Annotated in this window: 16 protein-coding genes; 13 read left to right on the forward strand and 3 right to left on the reverse strand. The window is 66.1% G+C overall.

All coding sequences use genetic code 11. The features are described 5' to 3' along the window. Positions 1–58: 58 nt before the first annotated feature. Together AC0WR5_RS13385 and AC0WR5_RS13390 are read right to left on the reverse strand one after the other, a co-directional pair. Positions 59–1,354, reverse strand: a complete 1,296-nt coding sequence (locus tag AC0WR5_RS13385) for an adenylosuccinate synthase (protein WP_475863810.1) — start codon at positions 1,352–1,354, stop codon at positions 59–61. Positions 1,355–1,621: 267 nt separating this feature from the next. Next, the gene (locus AC0WR5_RS13390; RefSeq protein WP_475863812.1) at positions 1,622–2,926 is read right to left on the reverse strand and encodes a surface lipoprotein assembly modifier; all 1,305 of its coding nucleotides are present in this window, start codon (positions 2,924–2,926) and stop codon (positions 1,622–1,624) included. A 745-nt stretch (positions 2,927–3,671) separates the two neighbouring features. Here AC0WR5_RS13390 and secG point away from each other — a divergent pair. From secG to AC0WR5_RS13405, 3 genes are all read left to right on the forward strand, one after another. Next, positions 3,672–4,061 (forward strand): preprotein translocase subunit SecG, encoded by a 390-nt coding sequence (secG, locus tag AC0WR5_RS13395; RefSeq protein ID WP_475863814.1) that lies wholly within the window; start codon positions 3,672–3,674, stop codon positions 4,059–4,061. Between the two features lie 289 nt (positions 4,062–4,350). After that, entirely contained in the window at positions 4,351–5,994 is a 1,644-nt protein-coding gene (locus tag AC0WR5_RS13400) for a CTP synthase (protein ID WP_475863816.1), read from the forward strand. Positions 5,995–7,332: 1,338 nt separating this feature from the next. Continuing rightward, positions 7,333–8,043 carry a Crp/Fnr family transcriptional regulator gene (locus AC0WR5_RS13405; protein ID WP_475863817.1) on the forward strand — a complete coding sequence of 237 codons (711 nt, stop codon included), beginning with the start codon at positions 7,333–7,335 and terminating at the stop codon, positions 8,041–8,043. 795 nt (positions 8,044–8,838) lie between these two features. Here the strand turns inward: AC0WR5_RS13405 and AC0WR5_RS13410 are convergent. After that, a complete protein-coding gene (locus tag AC0WR5_RS13410; RefSeq protein ID WP_475863819.1) occupies positions 8,839–10,143 on the reverse strand; it encodes an MFS transporter in 1,305 nt (434 codons plus the stop codon). A gap of 404 nt (positions 10,144–10,547) precedes the next feature. Here AC0WR5_RS13410 and ppk2 point away from each other — a divergent pair, with 404 nt between their 5' ends. The 10 genes from ppk2 to AC0WR5_RS13460 all read left to right on the forward strand — a co-directional run bounded on the left by ppk2 (position 10,548) and on the right by AC0WR5_RS13460 (position 20,236). After that, complete coding sequence (ppk2, locus tag AC0WR5_RS13415; RefSeq protein WP_475863820.1) at positions 10,548–11,465, forward strand: polyphosphate kinase 2; 918 nt, start codon at positions 10,548–10,550, stop codon at positions 11,463–11,465. 202 nt (positions 11,466–11,667) lie between these two features. Continuing rightward, entirely contained in the window at positions 11,668–12,111 is a 444-nt protein-coding gene (locus tag AC0WR5_RS13420) for a tellurite resistance TerB family protein (protein WP_475863822.1), read from the forward strand. Between the two features lie 5 nt (positions 12,112–12,116). After that, positions 12,117–12,887: a phosphate/phosphite/phosphonate ABC transporter substrate-binding protein gene (locus AC0WR5_RS13425; protein WP_475863824.1), complete on the forward strand. Its 771-nt coding sequence runs from the start codon at positions 12,117–12,119 to the stop codon at positions 12,885–12,887. A gap of 74 nt (positions 12,888–12,961) precedes the next feature. After that, complete coding sequence (locus AC0WR5_RS13430) at positions 12,962–13,753, forward strand: ABC transporter ATP-binding protein (protein ID WP_475863826.1); 792 nt, start codon at positions 12,962–12,964, stop codon at positions 13,751–13,753. Positions 13,754–13,832: 79 nt separating this feature from the next. Further along, a complete protein-coding gene (locus tag AC0WR5_RS13435; protein WP_475863828.1) occupies positions 13,833–14,552 on the forward strand; it encodes a transporter substrate-binding domain-containing protein in 720 nt (239 codons plus the stop codon). Positions 14,553–14,855: 303 nt separating this feature from the next. Then, positions 14,856–15,731, forward strand: coding sequence for an ABC transporter permease (locus tag AC0WR5_RS13440; RefSeq protein ID WP_475863829.1), 876 nt, complete (start codon positions 14,856–14,858; stop codon positions 15,729–15,731). Continuing rightward, positions 15,728–16,573, forward strand: a complete 846-nt coding sequence (locus tag AC0WR5_RS13445; RefSeq protein WP_475863830.1) for an ABC transporter permease — start codon at positions 15,728–15,730, stop codon at positions 16,571–16,573. The genes AC0WR5_RS13440 and AC0WR5_RS13445 overlap by 4 nt, the downstream gene beginning before the upstream one ends. Before the next feature lie 172 nt (positions 16,574–16,745). After that, positions 16,746–18,062: a glutamine synthetase family protein gene (locus AC0WR5_RS13450; RefSeq protein WP_475863831.1), complete on the forward strand. Its 1,317-nt coding sequence runs from the start codon at positions 16,746–16,748 to the stop codon at positions 18,060–18,062. Between the two features lie 132 nt (positions 18,063–18,194). Then, the gene (locus AC0WR5_RS13455; RefSeq protein ID WP_475863833.1) at positions 18,195–18,875 is read left to right on the forward strand and encodes a type 1 glutamine amidotransferase; all 681 of its coding nucleotides are present in this window, start codon (positions 18,195–18,197) and stop codon (positions 18,873–18,875) included. After that, the gene (locus AC0WR5_RS13460; RefSeq protein WP_475863834.1) at positions 18,872–20,236 is read left to right on the forward strand and encodes a glutamine synthetase family protein; all 1,365 of its coding nucleotides are present in this window, start codon (positions 18,872–18,874) and stop codon (positions 20,234–20,236) included. Before AC0WR5_RS13455 ends, AC0WR5_RS13460 begins: the two co-directional genes overlap by 4 nt. Positions 20,237–20,283 lie beyond the last annotated feature (47 nt).

Consider the following 20,283-nt stretch of genomic DNA (forward strand, 5'->3'; position numbering starts at 1 on the left):
TTGTGCCGCAGGCGCAAGAGGGCAGCGCCCTCCCCGCTCCGGCTCCCCCTCGCAGCCGTCAGTCGGCGAAGGGATCGGTCACCAGGATCGTGTCTTCCCGTTCCGGGCTGGTCGAGAGCAGCGCGACCGGGCAGTCGATCAGCTCTTCCACGCGGCGCACGTACTTGATGGCGTTCGCCGGCAGGTCGGCCCAGCTCCGCGCACCCTCGGTGCTTTCATTCCAGCCGGGCATCTCCTCGTAGACGGGCGTGCAGCGCGCCTGTTCTTCCGAGGCGATGGGCAGGTAGTCCATGACCTTGCCGTCGAGCTCGTAGCCGACGCAGATCTTCAGCGTCTCGAAACCGTCGAGCACGTCGAGCTTGGTCAGCGCGATGCCGTTGACGCCCGAGACGGCGCAGGTCTGCTTGACCAGCGCGGCGTCGAACCAGCCGCAGCGGCGCTTGCGCCCGGTGACCACGCCGAACTCGCGGCCGCGCGAGCCCAGGCGCTCGCCGTCATCATCGAGCAGCTCGGTCGGGAACGGGCCCTCGCCCACGCGGGTGGTATAGGCCTTCACGATGCCCAGGACGAAATCGATGCTCCCCGGGCCGATGCCCACGCCGGTGGCCGCCTGGCCCGCGATCACGTTCGACGAGGTGACAAAGGGATAGGTGCCGAAGTCGATGTCGAGCAGCGAGCCCTGCGCGCCCTCGAAGAGGATCCGCTTGCCGGCCTTGCGCTTCTCGGTCAGCACCTTCCACACCGGGGCGGCGTACTGCAGGATCTCGGGGGCGATGTCGTTCAGCTTGGCGATCAGCGCATCGCGGTCCACCGGTTCCATGCCCAGGCCCGAACGCAGCGCGTTGTGGTGCGTCAGGGCGCGGTCGACACGGGCTTCCAGCGTCTTTGCATCCGCCAGATCGGCCACGCGGATCGCGCGACGGCCCACCTTGTCCTCATAGCACGGGCCGATGCCGCGACCGGTGGTGCCGATCTTGGTGCCCTTGGAGGCCGCCTCTTCGCGCGCCCGGTCCAGCTCGCCGTGCAGCGGCAGGATCAGCGGCGTGTTCTCGGCGATCATCAGCGTCTCGGGCGAGATCTCCACGCCCTGCTCGCGGATCTTGGCGATCTCGTTCACCAGGTGCCAGGGATCCAGGACCACCCCGTTGCCGATGACCGAGAGCTTCCCGCCCCGCACCACGCCCGAGGGCAGCGCGTTCAGCTTGAAGACCTCGCCATCGATGACCAGCGTGTGGCCGGCGTTATGGCCACCCTGGAAGCGGGCGATCACGTCCGCACGCTCGCTGAGCCAGTCGACGATCTTGCCTTTGCCTTCGTCGCCCCATTGGGCGCCGACAACGACCACGTTTGCCATGTCCGGTCCTTTCAAACTTGGCGGTAAAACCCGCGCCGGTATAGCGAAGCGGACAGGCAGGCGAAACCGGAATCTGAGGACCGCAGCAGGTAAGTTTGCCCGCGGGGGCGGTTTTCGCGCCCGCCGCCCACGGTCTGCGGCCCTCCGGCCTCTTTCCCCCGCCCATCGGGCGCGCCTTCTGGGCGAAGGATCACCCCCCGTCACCCCGCCGGGGAGATCGCACCCCGAACCTCCTCTCAATGCCCCCTCCATCCGGGCCGCCCCCGATCAGAAATCCGTCACCACGCTGACCGAGCAGTTGATGCTGTCGAACTCGTAGAGCGCGATGTTCGAGCGGGTCTTCTGATAGGCACAGCTCAGCCGCGGGATCGTGCCCATGATGCGGATGTCGCGATGCGACAGGTTCATCCCGACCGACCAGAAGGTATCGCGCCGGGCATGATCCATCGTCGGAAAGTCGCTGTTGTAATTGCGGATGCCCAGGCCCAGCTCGCCGCCCACCGTCAGCTTCGGCGTGGCGCGGTAAAAGATCCGGCCGTTCACCCGGTTGCCGACATAGCCAGAGCTTTCGGTCTCCGGCCAGTAGCCGCTCAGCCCGTAGGTCACGCCAAAGCGCGTCTTCGGGTTCAGCAGCTGGCTGTAGGTCACCGAGAGCGCCCCATAGGGCCCGTTCAGCCCGGTCTTCTCGTCATAGACCCGCTTCTCGCCGGTCAATGTCGCGGTGATGCTGCGGTTGTCGCCCAGGTGAAAGGTCTGTCCCATCGTCACGCCATAGCGGTTCAGATCCGCCTTGGTGGCGCCATCCTCGGCATCATAGACCGTACGGCTGGCATAGGCCGAGAGGCTGAAATTGCGGCTGCCGCTGATCTGGCCAAAGGTCAGCCGCGCCTCGCCGCTCCAGTTCGACAGCCGCGGCACCGGGAACCAGTCGCGCTGGATCCGCGCCGATCCGGTCAGGCTGCGGCCGTTCTCCCAGGCATGGGTATAGCGTCCCGTCAGACCCGCGCGCATGCCCACGCCCGCCTGTTCGTCGCCGCCGTCTGTCACCGGCACGGTCACGCCGCTGCCGGTCACGAAATACTCGTTCGAGGCGGCCCTGTTGATGTTGGTAGACGGCAGGAAGGCCCCAAAGACCGAAATGCTCCAGGGCGCCTTGCGGGTGACATTGGCCAGCGCCTTCTGCAGCACCGGTTCCGCCGGCGACCCATGCGGCGTTTCCGACAGCAGCCGCCGCAGCTGCACGCCCGCCCCCTCGTAGTTGCCCTCCTGCGCCAGGCGTGCGGCAAGGACGAAGCGCAGCTGCGCGTTTTCCGGATCGCGCAGCACCGCCAGGATCATCGCTTCGGTGCCGACCCGGGCCAGCGGCCCGCTGCGCGGCGCCTCCGACGGTGCCGGCGCCGCGCCGCCGGCAATGGTCAGCCCCACCTGCGGCGGCGCCTCCTGCGCCCCGGCCGCTCCGGCCGCGCCCAGCATCAGCGCGCCGCAGCACAGCAGCCGCCACAGCCCCGCGCGAATGCCCCTGCCGCCTGCGCCGGTCGGGCCGGCTGGCGTCGCGTCTCCTGCAGAAATCATGACCTGTCCTGTCTACCCCCGGCGGTCCTTCTGGCCCTGCCGGTCCCGTCCTGCGAATGGCCCCCGTTCCGGCGCCGTCTCCGCAACCGACCCTAGAGAGCCGCCCCCCGGGCTGTCATCATACAAGGACTCATAGCTTGCCCCGCCTGCGGGCCATCGCGTGAGGCAGCGCAGGCAGCCGGACAGGCGACGCCACTCCCACGGCCGCCCGGCTGCCTGGCCATACGGTTGCGGTCTGCCGGAAACTCCCGGCCTGGCGCGAAATGACGCCCACCGCGTCGCACCCGGCACCACCGGCCGAAACGGCCGGGCTCACTCTGGCACCAGAGGGGCAGAATGGCCCCGGTCGGTCTGAAAAGGCCTGTTTCCTTGCGGATAAATTGGCCACTTTTCACCGGGGACCAAAGGTGAATGCATCCTGTGGTTGATTCCCGGTGCCGAAATCTTTTCACGATGAATTTCAAAGACAACTGTTTTGGCTGCCCGTAGGCAATCACACCTATGACGTGCACGTTACCCGGACAGTCTCGTTTCACCTGGTTTTACCTGCCTTTTCGGCACCTTAGCCCACCGCGCCCCCGGCCTGAGCCGGCGAGGGCGCCGCGGGCCCGTCCCGGCTGCATGCAATTGCCCTGTCCCGGGTGCACCAATGTGCCGCTCTGCGCCTTTCGGCTTGCGGCACAGGCCCGTCTGTCCTAGAACCCGCGCAATCTGCTGAACGCTGCCGCTTACGCATAGGTCCAAGATGGAAAACGTCGTCCTCATCATCCACCTGATCCTCGCGCTCTCGCTGATCGCGGTGGTCCTGCTGCAACGCTCCGAAGGGGGCGGCCTCGGCATGGGTGGCGGCGGTGCCATGACGGGCCGCGCCGCGGCCACGGCAATGTCCAAGATCACCTGGATTCTGGCGGCGGGTTTCATCGTCACCTCGCTGTCGCTGACGATCATCGCGGCCAAGAATTCCGCCGACACCTCGGTCCTCGACCGCGTCGGCATCTCCAGCTCGAGCAGCCAGGACAGCAGCACCGATGCAGGCACCGACACGGCACCGGCCACCGCCCCCGATGGCGGTTCGCTTCTGCCGCCGCCCGCAGGCAGCTCCAGCGGCTCAGACCTGACGCCCTCCGCCGACTGATCGGCCGAGGCAGGTCATGGCCCGCGCTTCACGCAAGGCGGGCCGCTCCGGGACATCCCGGCTCTTTCACCGCGGCCTCGGGCCGCGGTTTCACATGGGGGTTCGCCCTCACCCATATCAACACACAATACCTTGCGGGGTCCCCCTCCCCCAGGGTCAGCATCTTGCGGAGCTGTTGCCCAACGGCTCCGAATCTGTTATCGGTTAAATCCCGTGATGCTGCGGCCTTTCAGGCTGTTCAGGGTACAGAATTGCGCTTTCGCGCCGACACTCACGGGAGCCTCGATCCATGGCACGGTATATCTTCATCACGGGCGGCGTCGTGTCGTCCCTGGGTAAAGGTTTGGCATCTGCAGCCCTAGGCGCACTGCTTCAGGCGCGCGGGTTCTCCGTCCGCCTGCGCAAGCTCGACCCCTATCTCAACGTCGACCCGGGCACGATGTCGCCCTTCGAACACGGCGAGGTCTTCGTCACCGACGACGGCGCCGAGACCGACCTCGACCTCGGGCACTACGAACGTTTCACCGGCGTCGCGGCCCGCATGACAGACAGCGTCTCCTCCGGCCGGATCTATTCCAACGTACTGGAGAAGGAACGCCGCGGCGACTACCTCGGCAAGACCATCCAGGTGGTTCCCCACGTCACCAACGAGATCAAGGACTTCCTCGCCGTTGGCGATGACGAGGTCGATTTCATGCTCTGCGAGATCGGCGGCACCGTCGGCGACATCGAGGGCCTGCCCTTCTTCGAGGCGATCCGCCAGTTCAGCCACGACAAGCCGCGCGGCGAATGCATCTTCATGCACCTGACGCTGCTGCCCTACCTCGCCGCCTCCGGCGAGCTCAAGACCAAGCCGACCCAGCACTCCGTCAAGGAGCTGCAGTCGATCGGCATCGCGCCCGACATCCTCGTCTGCCGCTCGGAACAGCCGATCCCAGAGAAGGAGCGCGAGAAGATCGCCCTCTTCTGCAACGTCCGCAAGGAAGCCGTCGTTGCCGCCTACGATCTCAAGTCGATCTACGAGGCGCCGCTGGCCTATCACCGCGAGGGTCTCGACCAGGCGGTGCTGGATGCCTTCAACATCTCGCCCGCGCCCAAGCCCGACCTGACCATCTGGCAGGACGTGCAGGACCGGATCCACAACACCGACGGCGAGGTCAACATCGCCATCGTCGGCAAGTACACCCAGCTCGAAGACGCCTACAAGTCGATCAAGGAGGCCCTCGTCCACGGCGGCATGGCCAACCGGATCAAGGTCAATGTCGAATGGGTCGATGCCGAGGTCTTCGATCACGAGGACGCCGCCCCCCATCTCGAGGGCTATCATGCCATCCTGGTGCCCGGCGGCTTCGGCGAGCGCGGCACCGAGGGCAAGATCAAGGCGGCGCAATATGCCCGCGAACACGACATCCCCTACCTGGGCATCTGCCTGGGCATGCAGATGGCGGTGATCGAAGCCGCCCGGAACCTGGCCCATATCGAAACGGCGGGCTCCGAGGAATTCGACCACGAGGCCGGCCAGAAGCGGTTCGAGCCGGTCGTCTACCACCTCAAGGAATGGGTACAGGGCAACCACGCCGTCAAGCGCAAGGTCGGCGACGACAAGGGCGGCACCATGCGCCTGGGCGCCTATACCGCCGCCCTGGCCGAGGGCTCGCACGTGGCGCAGGTCTACGGCGCCACCACCATCGAGGAACGCCACCGTCACCGCTACGAGGTCGACATCAAGTATCGCGACAAGCTCGAGGAATGCGGCCTGAGCTTCTCCGGCATGTCGCCCGACGGCAAGCTCCCCGAGATCGTCGAGGTCAAGGATCACCCCTGGTTCATCGGCGTTCAGTTCCACCCCGAGCTGAAGTCCAAGCCCTTCGCGCCGCATCCGCTGTTCAAGGATTTCGTGCGCGCCGCCAAGGACGTCAGCCGCCTCGTCTGAAGGCGCGCGCCGGGCGGCCCCCGTCCAAAGGCGCCATCCAAAAGCGCCGTCCAAAGGCGCCGTCGAAAGGCGCCCTCCAAAGGAGACAGAGGGCGCGCACCGATGCCCCTTGATACAGAGCCGCCAGGCCCCCCCGGCCCGGCGGCTCTTTGCTGTCCCGACCCTGCGCATCGGCCTCCGACCGGCGTGCCGGCCTGCCCCTCCGCTCCCGGTCCGATCCGCCAAGTCGATGATGACGCACGCTTTTCCCGGCCCGCCCCCCCCTCGCAGGCACCGGCACGGGACGACTCGCGACGGCGGAAACCTGCCACCCGCCGCAGAGCCGGGCCATGCCGAGACCATTCCGAGACCATTCCGAGACCGTGCCAATGTCGCCAAATCGACAGTTTTTGACGGGAGGGTCAAAAAATCATCCTGGGCCTTGTTCACCTGTATACCACAGCCTTACGTCTACGTGAGACGCCCTTTGGCGACAGGCTCAAGTAATTGAAAAAATGCAGCTTTCCCATCGCCTTCCCCAGGGTGATGCGCAGGCGTGTCAACCCACTGCAACGGGGGCGCCTCCTGCCAGGCGGCGACATATGTCGTATCGGCGATATAGGCCTTTCAAACACTCTTGTGACACTGCCGATCCCGCTCTTACTGTCTGCCAAAATCGGACCGTTCCCGGGGGATTGCCGGGGTGCATGGTGACAGGCACGGCACAGGTTCCGGCCCATTGGAACGCAAGCTCCAACAGGGTTTCCTCGCCTGAACTGAAAGAAGGCGCCACGCCAGGAACGGAAGGGACCGTTCCAAGCCAGGCGCCGGGACGGAGCGGTTGCATCAGAGCCCAGACCGGGCTGCCACCGCCTCGCCGTGTCGCTGGCCCCGGGCCTGCGCCGGACCGGACAGACGAGGCGCCGCGTTAAGGGGACTGGCGGCGCCGTTGACATCTTCCGGGCTGTGCGCGCCCGCAGGGCCCCCGCCCGCAAGGGGCGGATACATGGCAGGCAGGCAGCAGGGAACGAGCATGGAGAAGACGGGGTCTCCACCTTGGGCCGACAGAGGGCAACCGGACCGATCAGGGTTCGGCCATTGCAAGAATGGCCGGACCCTGGCCCCCACGGGGCGCCGAACGGCGCACCCAACCTGCGGCTCCGGGCCGCCTCTGGCTCCGCCCGGACAGCCCGGGCCGGGCCACATCGCATGCCCGGTCGCTCCGAAATGCCGTAAACGGGCCGGTTTTGGCCCGATTGCGGCCCGTTTCGCAATGTTTTTGGCGTTTTGCTCTTGCCCATGTGCCTCAGAGCAGGGAATCTGCTCGGCGGAAACACTGGAACGGGGCCATTCCAACAAATGGACAATGCCATTCGCTATCCGCACTTATTCAAATCCGCCGTGCTGGCGGATTTCTCCGGAGAGCAAAAAGCAGCCTTCCTGAACCAGTGCGTTACACGTGTCTACGAGGCCCGCCAGAAGATCCTGACCCAGGGCGAGCGCCCGCCGGGCATGTTCATCCTGGCCCATGGCCTGATCGAGGTGACCTGCGACAGCGGCCTGGCCAAGCCCACGGTCCTGGTGCACGTCAAGCCGGGCGAACAGCTCGGAGAGATCGAGGCCATGGCCGATGCCGAGTGCATCGCCACCTGCACGGCCCGGCGGCGCTCGGTGCTGCTCTTCTGCCCCACGCCGCTGCTCAACGAATACCTGCGCAAGCCGGTCTTCCTGCGCAACATCGCCCGCGTCATCCGGAACCGGCTCGACAATTCCAACCTGCAGAAGACCGTCGACCTGCACCTTCCCGTCGAGCAGAAGCTCAGCTCCTATCTCTTCCTGCTTTCAGAGAACGGCAGCGACCGGGTCGAGGCCGGGCAGAGCTACCTGGCCGAGTTGACGGGCTGTTCCCGGCAGACGGTGAACAAGCTGCTGGGCAAGTTGCGCAACGAGGGGCTGATCGACATCCGCAAGGGTGAGGTCCGCATCCTGGATCGCGAGGCGCTGGAGAAACGCTGCCATCCCTGGCCCACCACGGCGCCCGCGCCCGGCACCGTGCCGATCGAGGATTAGCTCACCACCAGGCCGGCACCACATCGCCCCCCTGTCTTCCAGCAGAGCGCCGCCTGAGGCGCCCCTGCACCCCGCCTGCCGGCCCGCCCCCGGGCGCCCAACCGGCCGCTCTTCCTGCCTGTTCCCGAAACCTGCCGGGAAACCCCGCGTGGAACCCAATGTGGGGCTCAGCCGTTGATGTGCTGAACCGGCCGCCGCTGCCGCTCCCCCGGCAGCACCCCGAGGCGGCCCCTTGCAGAACAGGACAGAACCATGAACCAGATCATTTACCTCGTCGGCCTCGTCGTCATCGTGCTCGCCATCGTCGGCTTCGTCTTCTGATCGCCGCGGGGGGCCACCGGCCCCCTGGCGATACGAGACCTGCGGCCGGGCGGTCCTCGCCCGCCGCCGCCCCTTCCTCCGGCAGCACCGCTGCCCCCGCGCAGCGAGGGGTCCGGGGCACGAGACGACATCAGGCGCGATCTCTCCCCTCCATCTTTCCAAAAATTTCGGGTTGCGGAACACCGGCAGCTGCCACGCCGCCGGGTTCTCCGGCACCGCGCGACAGCCGTTGCGCGTTCGCTGCGTTAACCGCGCCCTTTCGCCGTTTCGCACCGACGCGATACCGACGTAATACCGACGTGATACCGACGTTGCGATTTCGGCCAAATCGCCTTGTTAACCTGGCATTCCGCCGCGATTCGCCGCAGTGCAGTACCGACGTGGCTTTCCGCGCTTCATCTTTCCTTCAGGAATGCGAAAAGGGCCGCCCCAGCGGACGGCCCTTTCGGTGTTTTTCGAATGATCCCGCGCGGATCAGATCTTGTCGCGGCCCATGGCGATGATGCAGAGCAGCGTGATCACCGCGGCGACCAGCAGGTAGTAGCCCACGTAGGCCATGCCATAGCTCGCCTGCAGGTAGGTCGCGATATAGGGGGCCAGCGAGGCGCCCACGATGCCTGCAAAGTTGAACGCCAGCGACGAACCGGTGTAGCGCACCGAGGTCGGGAAGGGCGCGGCCAGGGCGGCCCCGATGATCCCGTAGGTGATCCCCATCAGCATCATGCCGATCGTCACGAAGATGTAGACGCCCGAGAGGCTGCCGGAGAGCAGCGGATCGAGGAAGAAGGAGAAGACACCGATCAGCACGGTCACGGCCGCCAGCAGCTTGAAGCGGGTGATCCGGTCGGCCAGCTTGCCCGCGATCGGGATGAACAGGCCGAAGACGACGGCGCCCCAGAGCTGGATGTGCAGGGCCTGCGGCAGGGTCAGCTGCAGCACCTTGACGTTGTAGCTCAGCAGGTAGGCGGTGCCGATGTAGAACAGCACGAAGGTCGCCAGCGCCACGAAGGTGCCCAGGAACAGGCTCATCTTGTGCTTGGCGAAAACCTCGACGAACGGGACCTTTACACGCTCTTCCTTGTCGATTGCCTTCTGGAACGCGGGCGTTTCGGCCAGCGACAGGCGCACCCAGAGGCCGATGGCGATCAGGGCGATGGAGAAGAGGAACGGGATCCGCCAGCCCCAGGCCAGCAGGTCTTCACGGCTCATGAAGTGCAGCAGCACGGCGAACATGCCCGAGGACAGGAAGAGGCCCACCGGGGCGCCCAGCTGCGGGAACATGCCGTACCAGCTCTTCTTGCCTTCGGGGGCGTTTTCCGTGGCGATCAGCACGGCGCCGCCCCATTCACCGCCCAGGCCGAAACCCTGGCCGAAGCGGCAGAGCGCCAGCAGCGCGGGCGCGGCCACGCCGATCGAGGCATAGGTCGGCAGGATACCGATGACGACGGTCGAGATCCCCATGGTCAGCAGCGCTGCCACCAGGGTCACCTTGCGGCCGACCTTGTCGCCGAAGTGGCCAAAGACCACGGCGCCCAGCGGGCGGGCAAAGAAGGCGATCGAGAAGGTCGCAAAGCTGGCCAGCAGGGCGGTGGTGGCGTCTTCACCGGGGAAGAACAGCGCCGGGAACACCAGCACGGCGGCGGTGGCATAGACGTAGAAATCGAAGAACTCGATGGTCGTGCCGATCAGGCTCGCCAGGAGGACGCGGCTCGGCTTGTTCACTGCGGGGGCCGCCCCCGCCCCCGCCGCGGCCGGCGAGGAGGTCGTTGTGTCAGTCATTTTTTAAGTCGTCCGGAATAATGTCGGCTGCGATCCGGACACTGCACGCGGGGAGCTTTCAGGGTTCCAAATCGCCGGGTTCGCGGGGGTTAGCGCAACAAAGCTGCGTTAAAAACCCCAAGCACGTAACTTTTTCACTTTTGTACGTATGAAATGCACTACGCGCATGGCAGCCATTCGAATTGTGCACAAATAGGCGAAAAAGCCGCCTTTTCCCTTATTAGATGGGTCAGAAATGCTGTCCGGATTGGGTCAGAATGACTGTCTCACCCCCTTGCCCCGCCCCCCATGTGGCCGGTTGGCGCCGCGACTCACCGCAAAACTGTCACAATCCCTTGTCATAAGCGGAATGCTGCCCTGCGCCGTCCCGGTGCCGGGTCCCTACCCATGTCCAAGGAACCGCCATGCCCGATGATGATCTCTCCGCCGCCGAAGACTGGCTCGAAGCCGAGCTCCGCGACACGCTCGACGAGGATTACGAGATCGAGCTCGAGGATGCCGTCCTGTCGATGAAGATCCGCGAGATCTACCGCGACGTCCACGGCCCCTCGATCCCGCGGCCGGAATACTTCCGCGACCTGCTGCATCTTCAGGCCGAGCTGATCAAGCTGCAGGACTGGGTGATCCACACCCGGCAGAAGGTCGTCGTGCTCTTCGAGGGCCGCGACAGCGCCGGCAAGGGCGGCGTGATCAAGCGGATCACCCAGCGCCTGAACCCGCGGGTGGTCCGCACCGTGGCCCTGCCCGCGCCCTCGGACCGCGAGAAGACGCAATGGTACTTCCAGCGCTACGTGCCGCACCTGCCCGCCGGCGGCGAGATCGTGCTCTTCGACCGTTCCTGGTACAACCGCGCCGGGGTCGAGCGCGTCATGGGCTTTGCCGATGACGACCAGGTCGAGCAGTTCTTCCAGGACGTTCCCGAATTCGAACGCATGCTGGCCCGCTCGGGCATCAAGGTGGTGAAATACTGGTTCTCGATCACCGACGAGGAACAGCAGATGCGCTTCCTGATGCGCATCCATGACCCGCTCAAGCAATGGAAGCTCTCGCCAATGGACCTGCAGAGCCGCGTCCGCTGGGAGCAGTACACCAAGGCCAAGGAGGAGATGTTCGCGCGCACCAACATCCCGGAGGCGCCCTGGTACATCGTGCCCGGCAACGACAAGAAGCGCGCCCGGCTGAACTGCATGGACCACCTGCTCTCGCTCTTCCCCTACGGCGAGGTTCCCCACGAGGAGGTCAACCTCCCGAGCCGGGTCTACAACAGCAGCTACGAACGCGCCGTGCTGCCGCCAGAGCTCTACGTTCCGTCGAAATACTGAGGTACGACAACTCCTTGCAGCGCGCACCTCATGCACCGCTCGAACGTCGCCCTGCCCACGGCGGCGGCGTTCACGCACAACCGGCGCGATCTTGTTCTCCCGTTAGGGCCTTGCGCATTGGCGCCGGCCCCTGCCACATGTATATCGGTTGCAATCTTACGCATTGGCGCCATCCACGGCGCAGACAGCAAAACAGGGTGCCATGTTCGCAGAATTCCTCAGCCGCCTCACCGCTCCGCAGCCCGATCAGCTTGCCGATCACGATGCCCGCCTGGCCATGGCCGCGCTGCTGGTTCGCGTGGCCGTCTCCGATGGGGTCTACGACAAGACCGAGCGCGGCACGATCACCGACATCCTCTCCACGCGCTACCAGCTCTCCGAGCAGGACACCGAAGTTCTGATGCAGAACGCCGAGACGCTGGAGAAGCAGGCGCCCGATACCGTGCGCTTCACCCGCGCCATCAAGGATGCCGTGCCCTACGAGGAGCGCCTCTCGGTGCTCGAGGCCCTCTGGCGCGTGGCCCTGGCCGATGGCACCCGCGACGCGATCGAAGATTCGATGATGCGGATGATCACCAACCTGCTGGGCATCTCCGATCCCGACAACGCCCGCGCCCGCCACAACGCGCAAAAGCACCTGGGCTGACCGGGATGGCAGCGCAGCCCCCCGGCATCGCCGCCTTTCCCATGTACGACCGGCCGGCCACGGCCGCGATCTATGACCGCCTCTGGGCCGCCACCCGCGCGGCCCTGGGCCATGGCCCCGAGGGCCTCACCCGCGACGCCGCCGATCTCTTCGACATCTGGCGCAGCCCCGATCTGCTCATGGCCCAGACCTGCGGCCTGCCCTTCCGCGACGGGCTCAGGGGGCAGGTCACGCTGGTGGGCACCACCGATCCCGCCCTGCCCGATACCCCTGCCGGCCATTACCGCTCGGTCATCGTGGTGCGTGCCGACGATCCCGCCACCACCATGGCCGATCTCGACGGGCGCCCTGCCGTGGCCAACGAGCCGGTCAGCCAGTCGGGCTATGGCGCGCTCTGTGAGCATGCCGCAGGGGCCGGGATCACGCCCGCCTCCGTCACCTTCACCGGGGCCCATGCCCTTGCCGTTCAGCGCATTGCGGCGGGCGCGGCGGATTTCGCCGCCATCGACCTGATCACCTGGAACCTGCTGCTGGCCGAGGACGATGCAGCGGCCCGCGCCCTGCGGGTGATCGACATCACCCGCCCCACGCCCGCGCATCCGATCATCACCGCCCCCGGTCGGGATCCCGCCCCGCTGGCGGCGGCTCTCGATGCCGGTCTCTCGGCACTTTCCGCGGCGGAACGACAGCGCATCGGTTTCACCCGCCTGCTGCGGCTGCCCGAGGCCCAATATTTCGCCATTCCGCTGCCGCCTGTCCCGCAACCCATTCCGTAACGTGATGTCACGGTTTACGATCGTTGCTTTAACGTGTGAATTGCGCCCTACTCCGAGGGAATGTACAGCAAGACATGCAACCAGACGTGACAACCTCCGCACCGAACGTTCTTGAAATCCGCGACCTCCACAAGGCCTACGGCCCGCTGGAGGTGCTCAAGGGCGTCTCGCTGACGGCCCGGCGCGGCGACGTGATCTCCCTCATCGGCTCCTCCGGCTCCGGCAAGTCCACCCTGCTGCGCTGCGCCAACCTGCTGGAGGACAGCCAGAAGGGCGAGATCCTCTTCAAGGGCGAGGCCGTGCGCTGGAAGGGCGAGGGCATGGCGCGGCGGCCCGCCGATGCCAAGCAGGTGCTGCGCATCCGCACCAATCTCTCGATGGTCTTCCAGCAGTTCAACCTCTGGTCCCACATGACGATCCTGCAGAACGTCATGGAGGCCCCGATGACCGTCATGGGCCGCGCCCGTTCCGAAGTGGAGCCCAGGGCCCGCGAATACCTCGCCAAGGTCGGCATCGCCGACAAGGCCGATGCCTGGCCCTCCCAGCTCTCCGGCGGCCAGCAACAGCGCGCCGCCATCGCCCGCGCCCTCTGCATGGAGCCCGAGGCCCTGCTCTTCGACGAGCCGACCTCGGCGCTCGATCCCGAGCTGCAGCAGGAAGTCGTCAAGGTGATCAAGGATCTCGCGGCCGAGAACCGCACCATGCTGCTGGTCACCCACGACATGCGCCTTGCGGCCGATGTCTCGGACCAGGTCGTCTTCCTGCATCAGGGCAACCTGATCGAACAGGGCCCGCCCTCCGACCTTTTCGGCGCTCCCAAGACCGAGCGCCTCCGCCAATTCCTCAGCGCCACCCAGAGCGCCTGAGGCTCAGCCCCCGCGTCGCCCACCGGCCGGGGGCCAATCCTGACGGGGTCATATCCCCGCAACTCACCGGGAGTAACCAATGAAAAAACTGTTCCTCAGCGCCGCCGTGATCGGCCTGACCGCCTCCGGCGCCATGGCGGATACCATCCGCATGGGCACCGAAGGTGCTTACCCTCCGTACAACTTCATCGACGACAACGGCGAGGTCGCCGGCTTTGAGCGCGAACTGGGCGACGAGCTCTGCGCCCGCGCCGAACTGACCTGCGAATGGGTCACCAACGACTGGGATTCCATCATCCCGAACCTGGTGTCCGGCAACTACGACACCATCATGGCCGGCATGTCGATCACCGACGAGCGCGACGAGGTCATTGACTTCACCCAGGACTACTATCCCCCGACCGAGTCGATCTACATCGCCCCCGATGCTGACGTCGACGTCGAGAACGGCGTGATCGCGGCGCAGACCGGCACCATCCAGGCCGCCCACGTCGCCGAAACCGGTGCCACCCTGCTCGAGTTCGCCACCGGCGAGGAAACCATCGCCGCCGTCAAGAACGGCGAGGCCGACGCGGTCTTTGCCGACATGGACTTCCTGCTGCCCTACACCGAGGACGGCTCGCTCGTCACCGTGGGCGAGGGCGTGCCCCTCGGCGGCGGCATCGGCATGGGCCTGCGCGAGAGCAACCCCGAGCTGAAGGACCAGTTCAACGCCGCCATCACCTCGATGAAGGAAGACGGCTCGCTGAACGCGCTGCTGGTCAAGTACTTCGGCGAAGAAACCCAGACCTACGAATAAGCCCTTCGGCGGGGGCCGTGCCATGGCGCCCGGCCCCCGCCCCTTCCGCATGATCCGCACAGCAGCCCTTTCCCTGCCAGGCTCCGCGCCCCGGCCCGCCTTGTCGCATCCTGCCGCGGCGCCGCACCTGCGACGGCTCGCGGTCCGGTCTGCCCGATCTTCCCGCCTTGCCCGTACCCGCCTGCTCCGCCATGCCTGTGGCGCGAACGCCGCCTTTACCGCGTCTTGGGCGCGGCTCATCCATTCTCGCCGGGCAGATGCACGCGCAGCTGCCCCGCGTCTCCGATCGAAAAGCACCCGCTGATGTTCGCCTTCTGCACCGATCCTTCCAGCCTCGAATCCGTCCAGTGGATGTCGTGCTATCTCACGACACCCAAGCACATGATGTTCTACCAGAGCTTCCTGGTGATCATCGCCCTGCTTCTGGTCACCGCCCCCATCGCGCTCGGCGCGGGCTTTCTCGGCGCCCTCGCCATCCGCTCGCGCCACGCGCCGCTTCGCTGGCTCGGCTGGGCCTATTCCTCGATCGTGCGCGGGGTGCCCGACATCGCGCTCTTCATGTTCGTGCCCCTCGCCCTCGACCAGGGCATGGAATACCTCCGGCAAAAGGCGCTCTGCCCCGACTGGGATCAGCCGATCCGGCAGGGCAACGACTTCGTCGTCTGCCCCGCGGCCAAGCTGCCGCTGTCCAGCGCCCCGCAGAGCGTGCACGAGATCTACGGCATCATCCTGGCGATCATCGCCTATGTCTTCGTCTTCGGCGCCTTCGCTTCCTTCGTGCTCTCCGGCGCCATGAACGCCGTGCCCAAGGCCCAGCTCGAGACCGCAGAGGCCTATGGCATGTCGCGCCGCCAGGTCACCCGCCGCATCCTCGTGCCACAGATGTGGGTCTATGCCCTGCCCGGTCTGTCGAACCTCTGGATGATCCTCATCAAGGCCACGCCGCTGCTCTTTCTTCTCGGGGTCGAGGACATCGTCTACTGGGCGAGAGAGCTCGGCGGCACCAAGACCAGCGCCTATGCCTATCCGCACGGCGACTGGCGCCTCTACTACTTCCTCGGTCTGCTGGTCTTCTACCTCTGCATGACGAAACTCTCCGAGATCGGCTTTGCCCGGCTGACACGGCGCATGTCGCGCGGTCAGGCCACCATGGCCGGCATGCAGGAGGCGCGCTCATGAATTCCTGCATCGAGGTCATCCAGGCCTATGGCCTGCGCTCGCTCGGCATGGGCGAACGCCTGCTGCCCCGCACCGATTTCACCCTCTGCGATCAGTTCGTGCTGATCGGCTCGGGCATGCTGCAGAACCTCTACTTCGGCATCGGCGCGCTCTTCTTCGGCTTCTTCGCCTCCATCGCCATCGCCCTGGCACGAAGCTCGTCGCGCCGGATCATCCGCAAGCCGGCCGAATGGTACGTCTTCGTCTTCCGCGGCTCGCCGCTCTTCATCCAGTTCTTCATCTTCTACGAGCTCTTCACCATGCTCCCGCGCGAGGGGCTCGCGATCCATCTCGGCATCGTCACGCTGACCGCCGACACCGGCTGGCTGACGCGGGCCTGGGCGGGCGCGCTGATCGTCCTGTTCCTCAACACCACCGCCTATGCCGGAGAGATCTTCTACGGTGCCTACCGCTCGGTCCCGCGTGGCGATCTCGAGGCCGCAGATGCCTATGGCTTCTCGCCCTGGCAGAAATTCCGGCGCATCACCTATCCCACCATGCTGCGGCTGGGCTGGCCGGCCTACACGAACGAGGCGATCTTCCTCTTCCACGCCACCACGCTGGTCTATTTCAGCTCCTTCCCGGCGCGGCAGCAGAACGGCGACGCGCTCTATTACGCCAACTATTTCGCCGACAAGACCTTCAACCCCTTCGTGCCCTACCCGATCCTGGCGATGTATTTCATCCTGCTCACCCTCACGGTGGTGGCAATCTACGGGCTGGTCTACCGCAGGCTGACGCGCCACGTCGCCCCGGAGACGCGTTCAAGGCTGCGCCCCCGCGCCGCGGTCCCGAAAACGTAATATGATCAAATTCTGCACAGCCGGCCTCTCCGGCTGGGCAGTTCTGCCCCTGCCGGCAGGTTCCGCGTTGCGTTAACCTTGCCGCGCTGCCATTTGAGATATGATCATGGCAGTGTATACGAGACAAAAGCAGGGCGGTTTTCCAGATTCGCCCGGCGTCGCAGGGTGAAATATGAATTTTGATCATTTCCGTACTTTCCGGGTGGCCGCCGCCGATCTGAACGGCCAGATGCGGGGCAAGCGCGTGCCCCATGCCGCCTTCGACAAGCTCGACACCGAGGGATCGCGCATGCCCTTCTCGGTGCTCAACGTCGACATCTGGGGCGCGGACATCGAGGACAGCCCCCTCGTCTTCGAGACCGGTGACGAGGATGGCGTGCTCAAACCCACCGACCACGGCCCGGTGCCCATGCCCTGGCTCGACAGCCCCTCGGCCCTGGTGCCGATGTGGATGTTCCACGACGACGGCCGCCCCTTTGCCGGCGATCCCCGCCATGCCCTGCGCCGGGTGCTGGAACGCTACCAGGAACGCGGCTGGACGGTGCAGGCCGCCGTCGAGATGGAATTCTACCTGGTCGACGACACCGGCCATCAGCTTGCCGCGCCGCAGAACCCGATCTCCGGGCGCCCGGTCTTCGGCAACGCGATCCTCTCGATCCGTCAGCTCGATGCCTTCGACAACTTCCTGACCGATCTCTACGACGCCTGCGATGCCATGGACATCCCCGCCGACAGCGCATCCTCCGAGGCAGGCCTCGGCCAGTTCGAGATCAACCTCGCCCACCGCGATGCCATGTCCGCCGCCGATGACGCCTGGCTCTTCAAGAGCCTGGTGCGCGGCATGGCCCGCCGGCACGACATGGCCGCCACCTTCATGGCGAAACCCTTCGCCAACGACGCCGGCAACGGCATGCACGTGCATTTCTCGGTGCTCGACGAGGACGGCAACAACATCTTCGACAACCGCGGCCCCGAAGGCACGCCGCTGCTGCGCCATGCCGTCGCCGGCTGCCTGAACGGCCTCGCCGGCGGAACGCTGATCTGGGCGCCGCACTCGAATTCCTATGCCCGGTTCCAGCCCGGTGCCCATGCGCCCACCGGCGCCTGCTGGGCCTACGAGAACCGCACCGCCGCCATCCGCATCCCCTCCGGCCCGTCGCGTGCGCGCCGGATCGAGCACCGCGTGGCCTGCGGCGACATCAACCCCTACCTGGCGCTGACCGCCATCCTCGGTTCGGCCCTGGTCGGCATCGAGGACGGGATGGAGCCCCCCGCCCCGATCACCGGCAATGCCTACGATCTCGACCTGCCCGGCCTGATGCCCGACTGGACGAGCGCGGTCGACCGTTTCGAGACCGATCCGATGATGGCCCGCATCTTCACCCCCGAGCTGATCCAGAACCTGACCATGACCAAGCGGCAGGAGATCCGGCGCATTGCCGAGCTTCCGCCCGAGGAACACTGGCTGGTCTACCTCGAGACGGTCTGAGGCGCGTCATGCCGCGCGCCTCGGATCCGCCCGGCGGCGGATCCGTTCAAATGAGGGCGATTCCGGGCGCGCGCCCACTTGCTCCCCGGTGGCCTCATCTCTACCTTCGAAAACACAATCAACTGGTGTTTCATGAAAATCGGCATCCTGCAGACCGGCCACGCGCCCGACGACATGCGCGACGCGCTTGGCGACTACCCCGCCCTTTTCTCCCAGCTCCTGGACGGTAACGGTTTCACCTTCCAGACCTGGGTTGTCTGCGAGGGCGACTTTCCCCCCGGTCCCGAGGCCTGCGACGGCTGGCTGATCACCGGATCCAAGTTCGGCGCCTACGAGGATCACCCCTGGATTCCCCCGCTCGAGGATCTGATCCGCGCCATCCGCGACAGCGGCCGCCCCCTCGTCGGCGTCTGCTTCGGGCACCAGATCATCGCCCAGGCCCTCGGCGGCAAGGTCGAGAAATACCCCGGTGGCTGGTCCATCGGCTCCAACCGCTATTCCGGCGAGACCGGCGACGCCACGCTCAATGCCTGGCATCAGGATCAGGTGACAGAGGTGCCCGAGGGCGCCCGCGTCGTCTCCTCCTCGCCCTTCTGCGCCAATGCCGCACTGATGTACGACGATCAGATCTACACCGTGCAGGCCCACCCCGAGTTCACGTCGGCCGCCATCGCCTCGCTCTTGGCCACCCGCGCGCCCGGTGTCGTCCCCGACGACCTGATCGCCGCCGCCGACAGTGCGCTCGCCACCCCCACCACCTCTCAGGCCGAAGCAGATCGCATGGCCGCCCTTTTCAAAGGCACCCTCAAATGAGCACCGAAGACTGGACAGACCAGCTCCCCGAAAGCGCAAAGGAATTCCTCGAAGGGCGCCGCCTTGACGAGGTGGAATGCATCATCTCCGACCTGCCCGGCGTGGCCCGCGGCAAGGCCGTGCCAGCCTCGAAATTCGCCAAGCAGAAACACTTCCACCTGCCCAACTCGATCTTCTTCCAGACCATCACCGGTGACTGGTCCGATGCCGCCGGAGAGGAGGGCTTCACCGAGCCCGACATGATCCTGCGGCCCGATTTCTCCACCGCCACCGCCGCGCCCTGGACCGGCGACTGGACGCTGCAGGTGATCCACGACGCCTTCGACCGCAAGGGCAACATGATCCCCTACAGCCCCCGCAACGTGCTGAAGCGGGTCTGCAAGCTCTATGCCGACCAGGGTTGGAAACCGGTGGTGGCGCCCGAGATGGAATTCTTCCTCGTCGCCCGCAATACCGACCCGGCCAAGCCGATCCAGCCGATGATGGGCCGCTCCGGCCGCCCCGCCGCCGCACGCCAGGCCTATTCCATGACCGCGGTTGATGAATTCGGCCCCGTCATCGACGACATCTACGATTTCGCCGAGGCCCAGGGCTTCGAGATCGACGGCATCACCCAGGAAGGCGGCGCCGGCCAGCTCGAGATCAACCTGCGTCACGGCGACCCGGTGAAACTCGCCGACGAGGTCTTCTACTTCAAGCGGCTGATCCGCGAGGCCGCCCTGCGGCACGACTGCTTCGCCACCTTCATGGCCAAGCCCATCCCCGACGAGCCCGGCTCGGCCATGCACATCCACCACTCGGTGCTCGACAGCGAGACCGGCCAGAACATCTTCACCGGCCCCCAGGGTGGCGAGACGGATGCCTTCTTCTGCTTCATCGGCGGCATGCAGAAGCACCTGCCCGACGCGATCCCGCTGCTGGCGCCCTACGTCAATTCCTATCGCCGCTACGTCAAGGATCACGCCGCGCCCATCAACCTCGAATGGAGCCGCGACAACCGCACCACCGGCATCCGGATCCCGATCGCCGATCCCGGCGCGCGCCGGATCGAGAACCGCGTCGCCGGCATGGACTGCAACCCCTACCTGGGCATCGCCGCCTCGCTCGCGGCCGGCTACCTCGGCATGATGAACGAGATCCGGCCCAGCAAGCAGTTCCGCGGCGATGCCTACGAGGGTGAGGGCGACTTTCCCCGCACCCTGGGCGAGGCGCTCAACGCCATGGACGAGGCCAATGCCCTGGCCGAGGTGCTCGGCCCGGAATTCCTGCGCGTCTATTCCATCGTGAAACGCACCGAATACGAGGAATTCCTCAACGTGATCTCCCCCTGGGAGCGCGAGCACCTGCTGCTCAACGTCTGACGAAGGGAAGCCGCCGCCCCCTTCATCTTTCCCGAAATACGGCCGCC

This window comes from Pseudooceanicola sp. DL12 (assembly GCF_056270665.1).